The organism is Photorhabdus machadonis (assembly GCF_052657765.1).
The window spans coordinates 663,009-682,582 of sequence record NZ_CP199761.1 but is presented as its reverse complement, the minus strand read 5'-3'; the positions used below and the strand labels follow the sequence as shown (position 1 = coordinate 682,582).

17 protein-coding genes and 1 pseudogene are annotated in these 19,574 nt (G+C 40.9%); 6 read left to right on the top strand and 12 right to left on the bottom strand.

Annotated elements, in window-relative coordinates:
• Positions 1–17: 17 nt before the first annotated feature.
• The 10 genes and pseudogenes from ACUN2T_RS03245 to ACUN2T_RS03200 form a co-directional block, all read right to left on the bottom strand.
• Positions 18–266 (bottom strand): acyl carrier protein, encoded by a 249-nt coding sequence (locus ACUN2T_RS03245; RefSeq protein WP_445496224.1) that lies wholly within the window; start codon positions 264–266, stop codon positions 18–20.
• Between the two features lie 33 nt (positions 267–299).
• A complete protein-coding gene (locus ACUN2T_RS03240; RefSeq protein WP_445496223.1) occupies positions 300–1,409 on the bottom strand; it encodes a beta-ketoacyl synthase N-terminal-like domain-containing protein in 1,110 nt (369 codons plus the stop codon).
• The gene (locus ACUN2T_RS03235) at positions 1,402–2,688 is read right to left on the bottom strand and encodes a beta-ketoacyl-[acyl-carrier-protein] synthase family protein (protein WP_445496222.1); all 1,287 of its coding nucleotides are present in this window, start codon (positions 2,686–2,688) and stop codon (positions 1,402–1,404) included. The genes ACUN2T_RS03240 and ACUN2T_RS03235 overlap by 8 nt, the downstream gene beginning before the upstream one ends.
• A gap of 475 nt (positions 2,689–3,163) precedes the next feature.
• Complete coding sequence (locus tag ACUN2T_RS03230; RefSeq protein ID WP_445496221.1) at positions 3,164–3,991, bottom strand: cyclase family protein; 828 nt, start codon at positions 3,989–3,991, stop codon at positions 3,164–3,166.
• Complete coding sequence (locus ACUN2T_RS03225; RefSeq protein ID WP_445496220.1) at positions 3,984–4,697, bottom strand: 4'-phosphopantetheinyl transferase family protein; 714 nt, start codon at positions 4,695–4,697, stop codon at positions 3,984–3,986. The genes ACUN2T_RS03230 and ACUN2T_RS03225 overlap by 8 nt, the downstream gene beginning before the upstream one ends.
• A gap of 2 nt (positions 4,698–4,699) precedes the next feature.
• Positions 4,700–5,476, bottom strand: coding sequence for an SDR family oxidoreductase (locus tag ACUN2T_RS03220; RefSeq protein ID WP_445496219.1), 777 nt, complete (start codon positions 5,474–5,476; stop codon positions 4,700–4,702).
• Positions 5,477–5,846: 370 nt separating this feature from the next.
• The gene (locus ACUN2T_RS03215) at positions 5,847–6,029 is read right to left on the bottom strand and encodes a hypothetical protein (RefSeq protein WP_445496218.1); all 183 of its coding nucleotides are present in this window, start codon (positions 6,027–6,029) and stop codon (positions 5,847–5,849) included.
• Between the two features lie 160 nt (positions 6,030–6,189).
• Positions 6,190–6,421, bottom strand: a pseudogene (locus tag ACUN2T_RS03210) (type VI secretion system tube protein Hcp); the annotation flags it as partial.
• Positions 6,422–7,161: 740 nt separating this feature from the next.
• Entirely contained in the window at positions 7,162–7,596 is a 435-nt protein-coding gene (locus tag ACUN2T_RS03205) for a hypothetical protein (protein WP_445496217.1), read from the bottom strand.
• Positions 7,597–7,987: 391 nt separating this feature from the next.
• Positions 7,988–9,193 (bottom strand): MFS transporter, encoded by a 1,206-nt coding sequence (locus tag ACUN2T_RS03200; RefSeq protein ID WP_445496216.1) that lies wholly within the window; start codon positions 9,191–9,193, stop codon positions 7,988–7,990.
• A 122-nt stretch (positions 9,194–9,315) separates the two neighbouring features.
• Between ACUN2T_RS03200 and ACUN2T_RS03195 the strand changes: the two genes are divergently transcribed.
• The 6 genes from ACUN2T_RS03195 (at position 9,316) to ACUN2T_RS03170 (ending at position 17,354) form a co-directional block, all read left to right on the top strand.
• Positions 9,316–9,543 (top strand): fucose-binding lectin II, encoded by a 228-nt coding sequence (locus ACUN2T_RS03195; RefSeq protein WP_445496215.1) that lies wholly within the window; start codon positions 9,316–9,318, stop codon positions 9,541–9,543.
• A 92-nt stretch (positions 9,544–9,635) separates the two neighbouring features.
• Positions 9,636–10,655, top strand: coding sequence for a fucose-binding lectin II (locus tag ACUN2T_RS03190; protein ID WP_445496214.1), 1,020 nt, complete (start codon positions 9,636–9,638; stop codon positions 10,653–10,655).
• Positions 10,656–11,304: 649 nt separating this feature from the next.
• Positions 11,305–11,892 (top strand): hypothetical protein, encoded by a 588-nt coding sequence (locus tag ACUN2T_RS03185; protein WP_445496213.1) that lies wholly within the window; start codon positions 11,305–11,307, stop codon positions 11,890–11,892.
• Positions 11,893–12,400: 508 nt separating this feature from the next.
• Positions 12,401–12,526: a hypothetical protein gene (locus ACUN2T_RS03180; protein ID WP_445496212.1), complete on the top strand. Its 126-nt coding sequence runs from the start codon at positions 12,401–12,403 to the stop codon at positions 12,524–12,526.
• Between the two features lie 136 nt (positions 12,527–12,662).
• Complete coding sequence (locus ACUN2T_RS03175) at positions 12,663–17,129, top strand: SpvB/TcaC N-terminal domain-containing protein (protein WP_445496211.1); 4,467 nt, start codon at positions 12,663–12,665, stop codon at positions 17,127–17,129.
• 63 nt (positions 17,130–17,192) lie between these two features.
• Positions 17,193–17,354 carry a hypothetical protein gene (locus ACUN2T_RS03170; protein ID WP_445496210.1) on the top strand — a complete coding sequence of 54 codons (162 nt, stop codon included), beginning with the start codon at positions 17,193–17,195 and terminating at the stop codon, positions 17,352–17,354.
• Here the strand turns inward: ACUN2T_RS03170 and ACUN2T_RS03165 are convergent.
• Both ACUN2T_RS03165 and ACUN2T_RS03160 read right to left on the bottom strand, forming a co-directional pair.
• Positions 17,323–17,457, bottom strand: coding sequence for a hypothetical protein (locus ACUN2T_RS03165; protein WP_445496209.1), 135 nt, complete (start codon positions 17,455–17,457; stop codon positions 17,323–17,325). The genes ACUN2T_RS03170 and ACUN2T_RS03165 overlap by 32 nt on opposite strands.
• 91 nt (positions 17,458–17,548) lie before the next feature.
• Positions 17,549–19,153 (bottom strand): toxin, encoded by a 1,605-nt coding sequence (locus tag ACUN2T_RS03160; protein WP_445496208.1) that lies wholly within the window; start codon positions 19,151–19,153, stop codon positions 17,549–17,551.
• Between the last annotated feature and the right edge of the window lie 421 nt (positions 19,154–19,574).

Sequence of the window (19,574 nt, the reverse complement as noted above, 5' to 3'; positions counted from 1 at the left end):
TTCCCATTGGTTAACAATTAATTTTTATCACTTAAATTTGCTGAGACGAAATCAAGAACAGCTCTTCCTGTTTCCCAATTACTGAATTGACTTTTGGTCACAGAAATACCAAATTCTTTCCCAATTTCTTTTGCTAAGTCAGCTAATTCAGTAGAATCCATATCATAAGCTTGAGCAAGATCTGCATCCATATTGAAATCATCAAAATCAATATTAACAAAAGATGACAAAATAGTTTTTATTTTTACTTCTGGATTATTATTCATATATTACACTCGCACATTTAAATATTTTAGAGATTAAATAGCTGAAAAACTCAACGCACACACATGACCTTTGTTACTGAGTCGCTGAATGACTATTTGATTAGTATTTGAAAATTCATTTATTGTAACAGGCTGTTGTTCTCCATTATTTTCTGATAAGAATGATGAAGCCAGGACTGAATCAATCACGCCACTGACCGAAAATTGATTATTTAAATAAGGTCTCAGATTTACAAAAGATGTTTTTATATCTTTATCTGAAAATACTTTACTCGTCATTTCCTTTTCATCATCATATATTCCGTCCATAATAAATGCAGAATTCTCATTATGGCTGAATAGTTCAGCAGTGTATTTTAAGGTGTCACTTCTTGTGTTTTTATCAGGTGAAAAATAATCAATAAAGCCAGTTAATTCACATAATATCGAAGCGCCACGTTCTAAAGCATGTTGCATTTCTTCTATAACCAGAAATGCAGCCCCTTCCGAGAAATTTTCTGGTAATTTTTCGCCAAATATTTCAGAGTTTCTCTGTATTGATTTCTGCTCCAGTAAATTTTTAACTAATGGGCTCGAAAGATGTTCTGACGCACCACATAACATCACTTCCGCTACACCATTAGAAATAGCTTCGGCCGCATAACCTATTGCTTGGATCCCTGCCACATCCGATGTAGAAAACGTTTTAGATTGTGCACTAAAACCATAAAGAAGTGATAACTGCCCCTGGAGTGCAGCAGGGAACCATGCCGTAGCGACATAAGGCCCCATTCCCTGAATTCCTTCAATATGGAGCGCTTTCACTTCGTCTTCAATATGTTTCCATCCACCAAAGCAATTTCCAACATATATCCCGACGCGATTAGGATCAATTTTGTCTAAATCTAATTTACTCTCTTTTAATGCCATCTCGACAGCGACAATGCCATAAATAGAAAAGTCATCAATTTTGCGCTTTAAGCGATTATTGATATATTTTTTTTCATCGGGATCACTCAATGTCCGTATTACAGGGCTTGAGGACATATTATTTATTGAATTTTGGCCCAAGAACTTCTGAATCAGATTTGACTTGATGGATGTCACATCCTTGCCATCAGGATGTATTGCGCCAACACCGGTAACAACAACTCTTCTACGCATTGTTAATTGCCCTCATAACAATAACACTGTGAATACCGGAAAAACCACTGGATAATTTTAACGCAGTGTCAATAGGATATGCGCAACCTTGATTAGGGATATAATCTAAATCGCAATCAGGATCCGGGGTTTGATAATTAATTGTTGGGTGAATATATTGTCTTTCTATTTCCAGACATAATGCGACAGATTCTATCGCATTGGCGGCAGCTAAAGCATGACCTGTCATTGACTTTAATGAGTTAATGGGAATATCAAATGCTTTTTCTCCCAAAATAAATTTAATTGCATTTGATTCATTAATATCATTTTGAGCCGTAGAACTTCCATGTGCACTAATATAATTTACTGCTGATGGGGCGATCTTGGCATCTTTCAATGCCATATCAATGCACCGGGCCATTGCCAATCCATCAGCGGGTAAATCCGTCATATGATAAGCATTATTGACTGATGCATATCCTACCAATTCAGCATAGATATGTGCTCCACGCTTCTTCGCATGTTCATAAGACTCTAAAACTAATATTCCACACCCTTCTGCAATAACAAATCCATCACGTTCAAGAGAAAAAGGACAGGTTGCCGATTGCTGATTTTCCAGCTCTCTTGATGACAATGCCCCCAAAGCCTCAAAAGAGCCAATAGACAGTGGACAAAGCGGAGCTTCACTTGCACCGGCCAGCATGACATCAGCCCTTCCATTACGAATATGTTCAAGAGCCATTCCTAAAGCATCAAGCCCTGCCGCACATCCCGTTGATATATTACTCACCGACATGGACGCACCATACTTTTTCGCCACAGAGGTTGCCGCAGAGCTGAAATCAAAGCTATCGTAATCCTCTGGTTGAATTAAATCAGGGCTGATCTCTTCTTTGCCTCCATGGGTAATTCTGAGCAAACACTCTTCCATTCCAGCAGCATCGGCAATAGCGGTTGCTATTGCAACACCAAAGCGTTTACCGTCAATTTCTGAAGGCGTTAAATTTGCATCTTGCATTGCCATCTCGGAAGCATCCAAAGCAAACCGCAGATATTTATGCTCATTTTGCAAAACATATTCTTTGTTATCGATATCAAGATCGCCAACCTTTCCTATAGCTCCACTTTTAAATCCGAATTTTTTTCTTCCCCACGTATATTCACTGACCCCCGATTTCCCATTATGAATATTGTCCCAAAATTCATTAATGCCAATACCTGTTGGTGAAATAATACCTAACCCTGTCACCACCACTCTCTGTGTTTGAGATTCATTTCTGTTATTTATTATCACAATAGTTATCTCGATAGAAATAGAATACAGAATTATTGTCAGGTAAGTTTTATTTACATAAAATTTACCCCCTTTTACTTAAGAAAACCCCTATCTGAAAGTAGTTATCTCAAACTACTTTGATTAGCTTTAAATTAATATTTGTCATATATATCTTTGATCTTTATCTCCTAACCAAAACTCTTGAGAATGAGCACCAAGCCCAACCATAATTCCCTTTAAATATCAATTTGCGTCTCTCTCTGACTTATCATCTACCAAACATACAAGAATGGCATGAATATCCCAGATTAAACCAAATTAAGTTAATTCCATTCGATCTTTACAAAGAATAATTCAGCCTTTTCTTAATAGCCCAATTTACTCTTAAAAATCATCCAGAAAGGATATGACAAATTTATTACAATAGAGCTGATATGGCTGCTAATAATAAAACATAGCAAAGATCATCTATTTTTCGCTTCTTTATATAACCTTATATATTATTATCAAATATTGCAACAACCCGACTCCATGAAGCATCCGCTTTCTCTAATTTTATTGGAAAACAACACACTTTAAATCCATAAGGTTTAGGGATACTGTTTAAATTACAAAGTCGTTCTATTTGCAAATAAGGATGATCCCGTCCGATAAAATGAGAAGGCCATAAGCAAGCTTTATTCCCTGTCTTTTTGTAATCGTTAATCATCTCTATAAATGGCCGATCAAAACTGAATGCATCTGTTCCAATAATCTTTACGCCTTGCTCTACTAACCATTGGACAGCACTGCTTTCAATCGCTCTATACTGAGTAAAATAGGATTTTGAGCCTATTAATTTATCAGCGCCAGTACTTATAAGAACAATATCATTTTCTTTTATTTTATAATTAATTTCTTTTAACTGGTTTTCTACTGCCTGTTTATCAATTAACTGATCATTTTGGCTAAAATCAAGTAATACACCATGACTATAAAACCAATCCAAAGGAATATCGGTAATTGTTGCCGGCTGCTCTTGCTCTTTATGCCATCCATAGTGATAAGGTGAGTCAATATGTGTTCCGGTATGCGTTGTCAGTCGATAATACATAAGTGATAATCCCATACCATCAGGGAAATCATTATGATCAATGATCCACTTTTTGCGTTTGAAGCGTTTTACAAAGACTCTTTTCCACCATGAACTGGTATGGAAATACAAATAACTCTCACCTAATTTATTGGCGCCTTCTTTATGATCGACTATTTCCCTCGTGACTTTTTCAGGCTCCCAAAAATCACAATCTATAGGAACACTTAAATCAATAATATTATTCATCTTTGTTCCTTATCATGTCGGAATAGTTTATTCTCTTAACATTCGGAGTGGAAATTATCTTCTTTTGAGACAAAGCACAAACAAATTCCTGATGATGAATTAGCAATGTACTTTCCTCCAGTTCTCTCATATTTTTCACAGAAACAGCACTATTAACCAATAACTCTTCATGCAAAGTCGAAGCAAATAATTTAATATATGCCTCAAGTCTAACCCAATAATATAATAATGTTAAATGATAATAACTCTTAAATCCCAAGCTAACACCTAATGGTTGTTTTAACAGGATACCTTTCATATATTCCAGTTTCTCATCCTTAATAAAATACTCAACAATTTCTGAGATTTTTATCTTAGAAGGCGTAACTTCAACATCAACACCCATCTCTCTTGCACTAAGGCCAATGACACAATAATTTCTTGAAGCACTCAGTGAGAAATAGTATCTTAAGTCTTTCTCCGTGGATATATAAGGCTTTCCGTTATCATTCGTTATTATTTCATAATCCGATAAATATTGATTTAAAACATAACGCAACGCAACCCTTCTAAATATAAATTTTTTCCTTCTATCCGCTAAACAGATCTGATTATGGCGAACAATATCAGAACTATAAACTAACTGTTCAATAGACGTTAAATCAATATCATCGATTTTTATAATCCAAAGATCAAAAAAATCAGATGATAAAGAAATATTTCCCATAATTAGTAATTACCTAATCCACCACACACATTAAGCGCCTGAGCAGTTACTGCCCCAGCGAGCGGGGATGCGAGATAAGAAACCATTTCAGCAACTTCATTAGGTTCAACATATCTTCCGATAGGAACACGTTCTTCTACTCTTCTTTTCGTTTCTTCTTTATCGGTACCCCAAATCTTGGCGTAATGCTCTCTGACACGCACAGCCATATCACTTTCAACAAACCCAGGGCATACTGCGTTAACAGTGACGCCTGAACCATTACGCGCTAATTCAAGCCCCAAGGATTTGGTGAGACCGACAACACCATGTTTAGAAGCGGAATATGGTGTACCATAAATAACACCTTGCTTACCACCGGTTGACGCAATATTGATAATTCTTCCACCAGATAACATTAGCTTTCTTGTCAAAACTTCATGTATGACAAAGTAAGTGCCATTTAAATTAACGTTTATTACATTTTGCCAAGTTTGAGGGCTTATTTCAGCGGTAATTCCACCACCGGAAATACCTGCACAATTCACCAGTACGGATAGCTTATTATTCTCAAGTTCAAGTTGGTCAAAAGCTTTGCTGACATCTTCATGATCAGAGACATCACAAACTATTTTTTTTGCAAATTGATTACCATATTTATTGCGTAGTTTACCAATTGCATTATCAAGACGATCAGAAGTGCGTGATAATAATATTGGCTCAAAACCATCCTCAGAGAGTTTTTCTGTAATTGCGAAACCAATATCTCCTGTCGCACCAGTAATAAAGGCATATTTCATCTGAATTATTCCTATCGTTATTTATATTTTTTTTATTTACAAAAAACTACGATTACCCTTCATAAGTATTATTCACAATTCAGTGACAATTTCTGTCAGCATTAACAAAAAATATTCACAACCACCCATTTATATCAATAATAAATTAACGTTATACTTACAATAACTCATAATATCATCATATTCCACTATGTGATTATATAAATCCATCTTATTTTTTTAACTAAAATAGTCTTTTATAGTTATGCTTCACTATTGATTAATACTTACATTCATAGAAGTATAACCACTTAATCTAAAAAACAGGTATGCAAACGAATATCATGCATATCAATATTGATTATAAAAAATAAATAAAATAGGGGAGTCACTACTTAGAAATGTTATTTAACCGGGGATCAAATAAATGATCAGTGATAATCACACTATTTAAGGAAGGTCGAAAGCTAGGATGCTGAAGATTAACAAGTAGGTTATTCTCATGCGGAACCACAACAGAAGGCACAATAAGACCTATAAAATAGCCGACATTCAGCCAATTATTCCCCAGCATCCGAGTATCATCAGGTATAACTCTCTGGTTCCAATTTGATGGCAAATATTCAGTTTCTTAATCTATGCGATTTTTATTATTTGATTTACAGAAGCAATACCCACGCCTTCATTATCCATTTTGTGCCATTTGATGTCGAAATAGTTTAAAATTCGACCAAAAATGACAATTTTATACAAATAGGGGCTTGAAAAATCAGCTTCTTTAGTGAACATTGGTGGAGAGTGCACGCGGGTACCGGTCAGTTCGCCAGTATTGTTATCAGTCGGGATATGCAGAGCATGTTCCAGCACGACGATTTCGATACTGCTTTCACGGCTCTGAACATCCCCAGAACCTTTGATATCTGTACCGCCGTCATCCTTCAGCCACAAATAAGCGGGGATCGCCATAATATTACTCCTGTTTTAATTGTGTCATGTCGCCTGCACCGGCGATGTTGATGAAGAACCTGGAACCTTTTGCAATCGCTGGCAGGCGACTGCGCTCGGTATTAGGCTGGTTTCAACCCTATGGTTGGCAGCACGTCCCACAGGGGTTGTATTGGTAACGATCGGCCGCGTTGCACCCTTCTCTTTTGCGATAGAACAAGCCAGCAGCATATCGCTGGTTTGTTCTATTCAATCGCTCAACATTTCAAATATGCTCCAGCTTCCGGCGAAAGATACGCGATTTAGGCACTTCATTTTGAAAACTCGCAGTCATTGATAACTCCTCGATAAAGAACAAAATAAGAATATAGTGGTCATTTCATAATAAATTTTAGAAATAACACACTGAATCAGATAGTTATGAATGGGTAATTAACAGATATACAACTATGTACGCTGCACGCGAGGAATCATTTGCTTCATCCATTTTTTTCCAGATTCGTTCTTTATTACAAATAAGGGGAAATAAAACAGCTTAATAAAATAGGTTATTTAAGACAGTGAAATGATTTCTACGCGTATCGGTATTCTAATCAGTTAACCATTGACTCGAACAGGAACCTGCCTAATAATCAATAAATCTAGATCATAAGCAGGAAAATCAAAAACACTAAACAACACGCGGAGAAATATTTCCCTTCCAATGAATATATATGGATACAATATTTTATCCGTTATATTCAATATTTTATAATGCAATGTTATATTATTTTCAAATCAATATTATTATCATTAAGTTCTAAAGTCAGTATCTTATTGCCTCCGCCTCGATTATTGCCAGGGATCTCTAATGCATCATCATAACTGAATACTCTATTTAAAGAACACTTAACCGCATTTTCATTCGGTGGATTCCAATAATCCTGAAATATCCAAACATTAATCTCAGATTTACATTCTCTGCCGGTATAAAGATGAATGGCCTTATTGGGTTCATACTTATCACCTATCCAGGGAGCCCATAAATCACCATGCCATTCAGACATCTTATCCACAGTAAATTTTTTCCTGGCAATATACCCATGCTCAATGACAAATATACAAGGCGTTTTATTATAAATGGATTTAATATTTGTCACGCCCGCGATAATATTAACAGCTGGTTTATTCTTAGTGTCAATTAATTTCTCTTCCATTTTATTCACCTATATTAATTAATAAGTTCAATAATAATCATGATAGGACTTATAATAACTTTATCCTTTCGTACACTCTCACCCAGCATTGACCCGAATTATTCTATACCCGTTATCTTTCAAGTTGCCTCTTTATTGGCTGCACTCACTCACCCCGGCCACATAGTTATCTATGCTTCCAGGGATTCGCTCCCTTGCCGCCGCGATGCATCTTGAAATCCATAGGGTATATAATGTTAATTTCCTCCAGTGACATTATACTTTCAACAACATTCCATTTTTATTAATCACGCCAATGATCTTATATCAATGATTAGCCTTAAACTTAAATATAGCTCAAAACTGCTATTTTACCATTAAGGCTAGATCACATATCTATCGTTATTTTCCTTTAATTATTACGGCAAGAATTACTCATTAAACTCTTAGCATCTCTTTTCAACACTTGAGCTAACTTTCTTACATATATAGGTAATATTAGAGCACTGACCATAGACAATATGAAAATAGGCTGTACACTTTTAGCCGTAATTGCTTTACCACTTAAGAAGATGGAGGAGAAGAAGAACACAACACCGGCACCCAGATTGGATAACGCCATCTGAAGGGCACCAAAGCCGGCACGATTTTCCGGCGTCGAAGCATAAGAAGCCAGTACGTTGGCCGCCATAACCTGCACATAAGTCGCGAACATAAAAAAGGCAAAGAATATATATCCATTCATTTTGCCCATCAATCCCAGTAGGATATTAACGATAAACAAAACAGCCGCCGCAATGGTAATTTTCTGAGGAGGATATTTATCACACAGCTTTCCAGTTAAATAAGTCCCCAACCAAGACGCCAGACCACCAATAAAAAATACCAGTGAAACCCGCTCTTCTGGAACATAAAACACATTTGTTAATAGCGGAACAAGTATCGGAATCAGCATGAAGGGACTAAAGTTACTGACACCGCTTGCTAACCCGGCCAATGCTATTTTTTTGGTCAGCACAATTTTATTCTGGCTATTTTTTACCTTCTCTGTTCCTGGAATAAAGCACAGGATCAGAGGCAAACTCACGATGCATAAAATAACGATCAATAAAAAAGGAATTTTCCAGGTAAAACTCGTCGCCAGATATAAACACAGCGGCATACCTAAAATGCTCACGAATGAAAAAGATGAAAACGCAATCCCCAATACCCTTCCCCGCATATTTTCTGGGGAATTATTCAATAAAATCCCAATCCCTACTCCCAATGTCACGCCACCAAACAGACCCGCAATCATACGGAGCAGAATAAGTTGGTATGGCTCTGAGGCAAAAATTGTCAGGAAAGTAATCAGGCCAAGAAGTAACGTGTTTAAAATGAGAACCTTTCTTTTATTAAAGCGATCGAGAAAGAAAAAGGATGCCAGACCAGAGAAGACGGAGGCAAGAACATAAGTGCTGGCAATCACTCCCGCCATAGTCACAGGCATGTGAAAATCATCGCACATATACACAAAAAGTGGAGTCACCATCATGTACTCTAACGCATTAATAAACTGAACTAATGCAACAACTATCGCAATAATAACTATCTGATTATTTTCAATTAACTTTGACATTATGAATTCTAATTCCAGTTGGCGTAAATTTCATCTATGCAGTCATCAATTTACCTCACGCACAGATTAAAAAAAAGCGCTGCGTATCATCATAGTGAACTTCTGGCAAAACCAGGTTTGAGATGAAGCTGATAACGACAAAGCAGAATAATCAAGCAGCGATAGCTTCACAGGACTATTCATTGTTAGAAACAAGTGACAAACTTTCTGGAGAAGGTATGGATAATGTATTGAAGTATGCCGATAACCCACTCGACGAAAAACCGGGAACAATCGTTATCAATGCCAGCAATGGAACCAATAACAATTACAACAATAGTGTGGTAGTGTTGAATTGGTCATTATCATAAGACAAAAATGTATCGCTGTTATATCTGAAAGCAGAAAGTTAAGAAATCACCAAAATAATGTTTAACTCAACTATTATTAAGGATACACACTAATGAATACCAATACCTACTTCTTTCTTAATACAGAAAACATTAAATATTATGATGATCCTCAAATAAACAAAGGAGATACTCCCCAGCCTATCCGTAATGACTGGCCCAACCTGCCCATCGAGTTCCAAAAGAATATTGATGATGTGATTAACTTAAACGGCTCATTATATTTTTTCAAAGGATCGCAATATCTTAAATTCGACACGGCAAAAGCACAAATAATCGATGGCCCAAAACCCATTGTGGATGGATGGCCCGGGTTGAAAGGTACTGGATTTGAAAACAGCATAGATGCCGCCACAGAATTGACAACAAATACCGTTTGTTTTTTTAAAGGCAAAGATTGCATCGATTATACAATGAGTTCACATACAGCCAATAAGAAAACTATCTCAGATAGATGGGGAACAACAGAGAAATACTCAGAATTCAGTGAAAATCTGGATGCGGTTATTTTATGGCAGAATATTGCCGGCTCGATAATTTATCTTTTCAAAGGCAATCGCTATATCCAATATAACACGCAATTGAATGCTATTGATGGTGGACCTACCGCCATGCAAACTTATTGGCATGGCGTGACTTTCAATAAAATTCAAGCGGCGGTATCGGTTGATACCGATCTATTAGGCAGTAACAGCAGTGGAAACTGTGGCGGAATATGCGGTACCAACAGCACCGGTAAACACTGCATCCAGTTACCTCTCAATATAAAGTTCGGCCTGTCTGCTTACGTTAATACGGAGATCCATCAGCAAACGATAAAGGTGTACATTGACGACCAACTGGCAGATACATTAACCGGTAAAGGCGTAAATAGCGTATTGGGCTTTAAGACTTACTCGTCAGGTACAGGCAAAATCCGCATCGAAATTGCAGGAGATGGCAAACCCTGTAAGTTGCGATATGCCAATAATCCCCTTGACGTAAAACCAGGAACAACCCTTATCGGTGCTGAAAATGGTACCACCAATAAATATAACGACAGCATAGTGGTGTTGATCTGGCCGCAGGCGTGAATCACAAAAAGTAAAAATATATACCCTATAGATTTCAAGATGCATCGCGACGGCTAAGGGAACGAATCCCCGGGAGCATAGATAACGATGTGACCGGGGTGAGTGAGTGCAACCAACAAAGAGGCAACTTGCAAGATAAAGGGTATATCGTCCTGGCAAATCCAGCAATGCCAGTAGAGATGAAATTTATCTGTCAATTGAAGCGGCGTTATGTCGCTTTTTGTTGTGCTCCACGATAGATATATCAGTAAAAAGAGACTTCCTTTACGGCGATAGTGCACTGTGATAAACAGAAAAAATAATATTTCAACTTTTAGGTAACGTAATAACCGGAAAATAACCTGCAATCCACCAAATAACCCCTTATTCGATAAAAATTAACTTTTTTAACTTTTCTTTCTCTATCTCCCATTGCTATGAATATTCAGTGATGCAGGAATTCGACCCTATTTCAGGCCCTCAAGGGATCATAGAAAAGGTGAGATAACCCGCTTGTTACGATAGCCAAACCCGGAAATGACGCCAAGAATATATGCAAGAAATAGCATTATCGAATGGAAAGTAATTTCAGGGGGGTATCAATTATTCAGAGAAAAATAACATACTTGCCGAGGAAATGATGGAGAATGTACTTAAATATGGAGATACCGTGACAATATTAAATAGCTATAAGAGCTGGAGCGGTGGATATCTCAGTGTATTTGGCAACGGTAATAAACCCGGCACCAAATATGCCGTTGTAACAGTAGATGCATCTTTAGCTATTTATGGCGGGGCATGGAGAATTGAGTCAGCAACAGAAAAACCTGCCGGTAGTGAGATAATGAATAATGATATTATCTTACTTCACAACCTGTATTACTGTGATGGCGGTTACTTACGGTACTATAATGTGGTGGATCAATATGAGCAATCAACGGAGGTACACCAAGTCTACACCTCAGATATCCGTAAAAGATCAACCTTGGAATGGGTTATTTATTGTGAAACTACGTTGCCAAATGGAAACATCAGAGAAGGCGATAGCCTCTCTCTCTATAATCGATGGGGAAACAAAGGTTTTCTTGATACCCATAATCATGCCGGAGACACAGGTTCGTTATATCAAGTATTTATGTCCAATAATGCGACCCGTAAAAGTCATACCGGTTTGTGGAAAATGGCAAAGGTGAATGATCCTTGCCCTCCCCCTGATGTATTAACCAATATCATGCCATTGTGGCGCAAGATGCGGTAACAACAAGCATCGTTATAACTCAAATGAAGCTGGCAAAAGGGAATAAAACCGGCTTTTGTACGTTTTAGCCAGCAAATAGACAACGAGGGTATTCATTCACGAACTGTTTAAAAACTATCAATAAATTGGCTAACAGAAGATCAAAAACGCCTCAATAAATGCAAGCCTGATTATTGTCAGCCTCAAACCGTTACGTGGTTCCTCCTCCTCCACTGCCACCATTGAATGAATTTTTTATTCCTAGATTAATAAAAAATGAGCTTAACATAATAAGCCCCCACACTATAAAGTTATCCCTATATAAATTAGAAAAACTTATCAAATAGTAAAATAAGCCTAATACCTAAGATAAATCATGGATTAGTCCATTATTATACATCAATTTTTTAACACCTTTTGCGATAAGCATATTGGATAAGTTTTCTCTTGCTGATCAGTTTACTCATCCATGTACCACATTAAATGAATTAGTAATAAATAAGTAAAAACAAAAAGGAATATTTATGAATTGTCACACAATCTGAATGACGATGGCTGGTTTGTTACCGACTTCAACGACAGCCGTTTCCTGCCTTTTGAAGGCAGAGAGGCGACAATCGGCATGCTGGCGTTCAATATTTCCCATGCCAGTTAAGAAGGATCACAACATGATCTGGTTGCCAACCTGAATGACATCATTGTGTATCTGAATTACCTCATTATAGACGCGTAAATTTCTTTTCTTTGTCTATCACAGGTCCCTGAAAGGGGCTTGTCATAAGGAGTATTTTATGCAGGATTCATCAGAAGTATCGGTTACAACACTGTCACTCCCCAAAGGCGGTGGCGCTATCAGTGGTATGGGAGAAGCACTTAACGCCGCCGGTCCTGATGGAATCGCAACTCTCTCCCTACCGTTACCGCTCTCCGCCGGGCGAGGTACTGCTCCTGGGTTATCACTGAGTTATAGCAGCAGTGCAGGTAACGGGCCTTTCGGTATCGGCTGGCAATGCGGCGTCACGACCATTAGCCGACGTACTCAACACGGCATTCCACAGTACGATAATAACGACGCATTTTTATCCCCAAGCGGCGAGGTGATGAATATCGCCCTGAATGATCAGGGGCAACCCGATATGCGACAGGACGTTAAGACGCTGCAAGGCGTTACCCTGCCGGTTGCCTATACCGTGACCTGCTATCAGCCCCGCCAAATACAGGATTTCAGTAAAATCGAATACTGGCAACCAACTTCGGGTCAGGAAGGACGCGCGTTCTGGCTGATATCATCGCCGGACGGACAATTGCATATTCTGGGAAAAACAGCACAGGCTTGCCTGGCTAATCCGCAAAATGACCAGCAAATCGCCCAGTGGTTATTGGAAGAAACGGTGACGCCGACTGGTGAGCATGTCAGCTACCAGTACCGGGCCGAAGATGAGGCTAATTGCGACGATAACGAAAAAACACGCCACCCGAATACCACGGCACAACGCTATCTGGTGCAGGTAAATTACGGGAATATCAAACCGCAAACCAGCCTGTTTGTATTGGATAACACCCCACTCACCCCAGAAGAATGGCTGTTTCATCTGGTCTTTGACCACGGTGAACGGGACACTTCACTTTATGCCGTACCAACATGGGATACAGGTACAGCGCAATGGTCTGTACGCCCAGATACTTTCTCCCGCTATGAATACGGTTTTGAAGTGCGTACCCGCCGCCTGTGTCAGCAAATACTGATGTTTCACCGCACCGTATTGCTGGCCGGAAAAGCCGGCGCAAATGATACACCGGAGCTGGTCGGACGCCTGATACTGGACTATGACAAAAATGCTGGCATCGCCACATTGACTGCCGCCCGTCAATTAAATCACGAACCCGACGGCAGCCCCATCACCCTTCCCCCTCTGGAGTTAGCCTGGCAACGATTCGACCATGAAAAAATACCCGCCTGGCAGCGGTTCGATGCGTTGGATAACTTCAATCCCCAGCAACGTTACCAACTGGTTGACCTGCGGGGGGAAGGGTTGCCGGGCATGTTATATCAGGAACGCGGTGCCTGGTGGTATAAAGCCCCGCAACGCCAGGAGGGCGAAGACAGTAATGCCGTGGTCTACAGCAAAATAGCGCCGTTGCCCACCCTGCCCAATTTGCAGGAGAATGCCTCATTGATGGACATCAACGGGGATGGTCAACTGGATTGGGTGGTCACCGCTTCTGGTGTCCGGGGATACCACAGCCAGCAGCCCGACGGTAAATGGACACACTTTACGCCAATCAATGCCTTGCCGGTGGAATATTTCCATCCAAGCGCCCAATTCGCCGATCTTATCGGGGCTGGATTATCCGATTTGGTGTTAATCGGGCCGAAGAGTGTACGTCTGTACGCGAACCAGCGGGATGGCTGGCGCAAAGGTCAGGATGTCCCCCAATCCGCAGGTATCACCCTGCCAATCACCGGAACCGATGCCCGTAAACTGGTGGCATTTAGTGACATGCTCGGTTCCGGTCAGCAACATCTGGTGGAAATCCGGGCTAACAACGTCACCTGCTGGCCCAATCTGGGGCATGGCCGTTTCGGCCAGCCACTGACCCTGCCTGGATTCAGCCAGCCCGAAAATAGCTTTAATCCTGAACAGTTGTTTCTGGCCGATATTGACGGCTCCGGCACCACCGATCTTATCTATGCTCAATCCAGCTCCCTGCTGATTTATCTCAACCAAAGCGGTAATCAGTTTGATGACCCACTCACATTGGCTTTGCCGGAAGGGGTACAGTTCGATAACACCTGTCAGCTACAGGTTGCTGATATCCAGGGACTGGGAGTCGCCAGCCTGATTTTGACCGTGCCTCATAGGGCACCGCATCACTGGCGTTGTGACCTGTCACTGACCAAACCCTGGTTGTTAAATGTGATGAACAATAACCGGGGCGCACATCACACCCTGCATTATCGCAGTTCTGCCCAATTCTGGCTGGATGAGAAGTTACAGCTCACGAAAGCGGGCAAATCGCAGGCTTGTTACCTGCCGTTCCCAATGCATCTGCTATGGCATACCGAAATTCAGGATGAAATCAGCGGTAACCGGCTCACCAGTGACGTCAGCTACAGCCACGGCGTCTGGGACGGTAAAGAGCGCGAGTTCAGAGGATTTGGTTGTGTCAGACAGACAGATATCACGACGTTTTCTCACGGCACCGCACCGGAACAGGCTGCACCGTCACTGAGCATCAGTTGGTTTGCCACCGGGATGGATGAAGTAGACAGCCAGTTAGTGGCAGAATACTGGCAGGGAGATACCCAGGCTTACACCGGATTTGAAACCCGCTATACCGCCTGGGACAATGCCAGCCAAACAGACAAGGTGTTCACCCCCAATGACACACAGCGTAACTGGCTGACCAGAGCACTTAAAGGCCGGCGACTACGCAATGAGGTCTATGGTCTGGACGGAACAGATAATCAAACAATCCCTTATACCGTCAGTGAGTCGCGCTATCAGGCACGGTCTATTCCCGTCAATAAAGAAACTGAATTAGCCGTTTGGGTCACCACCATTGAAAACCGCCACTATCACTATGAGCGTATTATCAGTGATCCACAGCTCACCCAACGTATCCAACTGCAACAAGATATTTTTGGTCAGCCGCTGCAAGGCGTTGATATTGCCTGGCCGCGCAGGGTAAAACCCGCTAAAAATCCCTACCCGCCAACACTGCCAGATACGCTATTCGACAGCAGTTATGATGACCAGCAACAGCTACTGCGTCTGGTTCAGCAAAGAAATCGCTGGCATCATCTGACTGACGGAGAAAACTGGCGGCTGGGTTTACCTGATGCGCAACGCAGTGATGTTTATACCTATGACCAGACTCAAATTCCAGCAGAAGGGATTTCTCTCGAAGTGTTGCTGAAAGAAGATGGCTTGCTGGCAGATGAGAAAGCCGCTGTTTATCTGGGACAGCAACGAACATTTTATACCGCAGGTCAATCAGAAACACCGCTGGAAAAACCAACGCTTCAGGCATTGGTAGCATTCAGCGAAACTGCCATGCTGGACGAAACTTCATTGCAGGCTTACAAAGACGTCATGGAAGAACAGGAGCTGAATACCGCACTGACACAGGCCGGCTATCAGCAAGTACCACGGCTGTTTAAGACCGGATCAGAAAGCCCTGTATGGGTGGCACATCAGGGATATACCGATTACGGTGATGCTGCCAAGTTCTGGCGGCCTCAGGCTCAACGCAACTCATTACTCACAGGAAAAACAACCCTGAGCTGGGATACCCATCATTGTGTCGTCGCTCAAACTCAGGACGCCGCAGGATTAACGACGCAAGCCCGTTACGATTATCGTTTCCTGACGCCGGTACAACTGTCAGATGTTAATGATAATCAACACATTGTGACACTGGATGCGCTAGGCCGCGTGACCACCAGCCGGTTCTGGGGCACAGAGTCCGAACAAGCCACAGGTTATTCAACACCAGAAGAGAAACCCTTTACGCCACCAAATTCCGTTGATAAAGCGCTGGCGCTAACAGATGTACTTCCCATTGCTCAATGCATAATTTATGCCGTTGACAGTTGGATGCCATCGCTATCCCCGTCTCAGCTTTTCGGATCACAAGAAGAGGCCGAAACCCGGTGGAAGCAACTTCGTACCACCCAGGTAGTCACCGAGGATGGGAAGGTGTATGCACTGGGCTGGAAACGTGCGACAGATAGCCAGAAACTGACTGTGCATGAAGCCTCCTTATTGGCAGATATTCCCCGTTTACCTCCACATGGGCTGATGATCACCACTGACCGTTACGACAGCGAACCACAGCAGCAGCACCAACAAACGGTGAGTTTCAGCGACGGTTTTGGTCGGTTACTCCAGAGTTCAGTCCGCCATGAATCCGGTGATGCCTGGCAACGGCAAGAGGACGGCGGGCTGATAGTGGATGCTTATGGGGCGCGGGTCAGCGCATCAACAGACACCCGCTGGGCCGTTTCCGGTCGCACGGAATATGATGATAAAGGTCAGCCTGTGCGCACTTATCAACCCTATTTTCTAAATGACTGGCGCTATGTCAGTGACGACAGTGCACGCGATGACCTATTCGCCGATACCCACATTTATGATCCATTGGGACGTGAATACAAAGTCATCACCGCGAAGAAATACCTGCGGGAAAAACAGTACACCCCGTGGTTTGTCGTCAGTGAGGATGAAAACGACACCGCGTCAAGAAACCCATAATTTTACCCATTGCCCCGAGTACATAGCGGGGCAGTATCTATCAACATGATGAGGAATAGAAATATGACATCCTTTTTTAATCCGGCAACCTTTGCCGGTACTCCTACCGTCAGCATTCGGGACAACCGTGGCCTGACTATCCGTGAAATCAGTTTTCACCGCACTACAGCAGGAGGTGATACCGATACCCGTATCACCCGTCATCATTACGATGCTTATGGATAAACCCTCTCAGGTTACCCACCAGCCACTGCTGCACAGCAGACGATAACAAAATCGCCAGCTCATCCCAAAAAGTTTGAGCTGGCATCGTTGCAAATACGGACATTCAGCATTTCCGGTATGTTCCACCCATCTTTTTAATAATGCAGGTCTCCTTTCAAGGAAACCTGCCTCCCACCAGAATTAAAGATAAAATATCAACCCTCATTTTTTTCCCCGGCAAAAGCCGAAACAGGCTCAGGTGTCGGAACCGGACTATCACAATGATAATGCTCTCCTGTCAGCCCTATTTTTTTACAGGCAGTAGACAAAACATCATGAGGTGTTGCCCACTCATCTTTCCAGTTATTTCCGTCATAACGTTCCTTCTTAAACAGATCCCACATAATAAGACCCGTTTTACCGTATTTGATCGTACCCTCTAATATGCTGTTGAGCCTGGCTTTCGTGAGCGGTAAATTGCCAGTTGCAGGTTTACCAACTTCAAATCCCACTGTAATCGGCGGCAAAACCAATAATTTTCGCGGTTGAACTGATGCCTGAGCATAATTACGCGCTCCTTTCAGTTTGACATGGAAAGTCACAACTTCATTACCTGACTTAAGCCAGTTAATATATTGACCATAATAATATTTAACTTGTCCGGGCAGGTCACAAGGAATATAAGTTTGCCCTCCCCCGATCAATCCACAGTCTTTTTCACTCAAATCATAAGTCATCACACCAATATAGCTGAGTCGGTTGATAATTTTGGGGTAACTCAGCGCGGTATTATAAATCAAACCATAGAGATTTCCCCCCCACCAGGCACCACCATAAATATCACTGTTCCTCGCGTTGGTTCCCCAGTTAGCAGACATATTCGGGATACCCCCAGTTGCAGGACCGGCAGTACTTAACTGAAGCGACGGTTTAACTGCATTAATTGAAGTGTAAAAAGACTCTAAAATAGCGGCGAATTTATCCACAGTTGCAGGCATCGCGCGGGGAATTCTTTCTGCGCCAGGGACAATATTCATTGACGCATCATAAACATAACCACCTAACCCCTTTGCTATTAACGTTGATGTAATAAGAGTTTCACTGTTATTAGAGGGAACCTTGATTGAGTCAGGCGTTAATTTCCAGCTTTTTGCATTAATATCAGCATGCCAAAACTCTTCGTAATCCACATCAATCCCCGCTACATCTAAATCGGCAGCCAAATTAACAATATTTCTATATACACCCTCTGCCGCCTTACCCGTAATACTACTATCAAAACGGGGAATTTTAGTCATTGGGTTAGGGAAAATATCATAAACCGCACCCGGTTCATTGCCACAAGCGTCTTTTTTGTTGGCGGTTATATCATAAATTTTCGGATAACAACTAAAGTTCCATCCACCGACAGCAATATAAGTACCCACTCCATGAGATTTTAAATCAGCAATAATGCCTTTTAATGCTACAAAATCAGATCTGGCATTTTGAGCTTCTATTGCGCTAATGACTTGACCAGAGGTGCAGGTATAACCAAACAATCCTGAACATTTCAGGCTGTTTTTCTCATAGTTAACAAAACTAGGCTGGACAAAAGACAATACCAGCGTATTAAAGTTACTCTTGTTTTTAGCAATATTTCTGCTTAATTTTTTAAAATTATCCAAGCTAGCATAATATTCTTGAGTATCCGCCTGCGCAGCAGGTCCACTCAGATAATATGCAGATATTTTAGGGTTGGCGGCGATAACATTTCCTGATATGAAAGAGAATAATACAGCGCTTGTTAATATATATCGGTTTAATTTATATTTAGACATACATCTATCTCCACTTGGTTAACATTATTTTCCTGACTATAGCCAATGAGTTGTTATGACACCTCATTGCCTTTTCATCATGAACTGTATAAGTTTTTCCCTAAATAGAGCGTTAATATATTCAGTGTGTTATTATAGACTGTGATGTAGTTACTGAACGGCTAAATTTGTATTAATTATTTCAATGCATCAATTTCATAATAGTATAGTTTTCACCGTTGTCCACAAAGGGCATAGAATTAGTTGTAATAATATTTCACCCTGTCTAAATAAAAAACATTACTATAGGATAATTCCATTAAATTACATTTATTTTAATTAATCATTGCAGAAATAACCGCCTGGAGACAATTATTTAATTTCAACAATTGAATGGCATTTGTCATTATATATAAATTCCAATCCAAGCAATTATAATTTT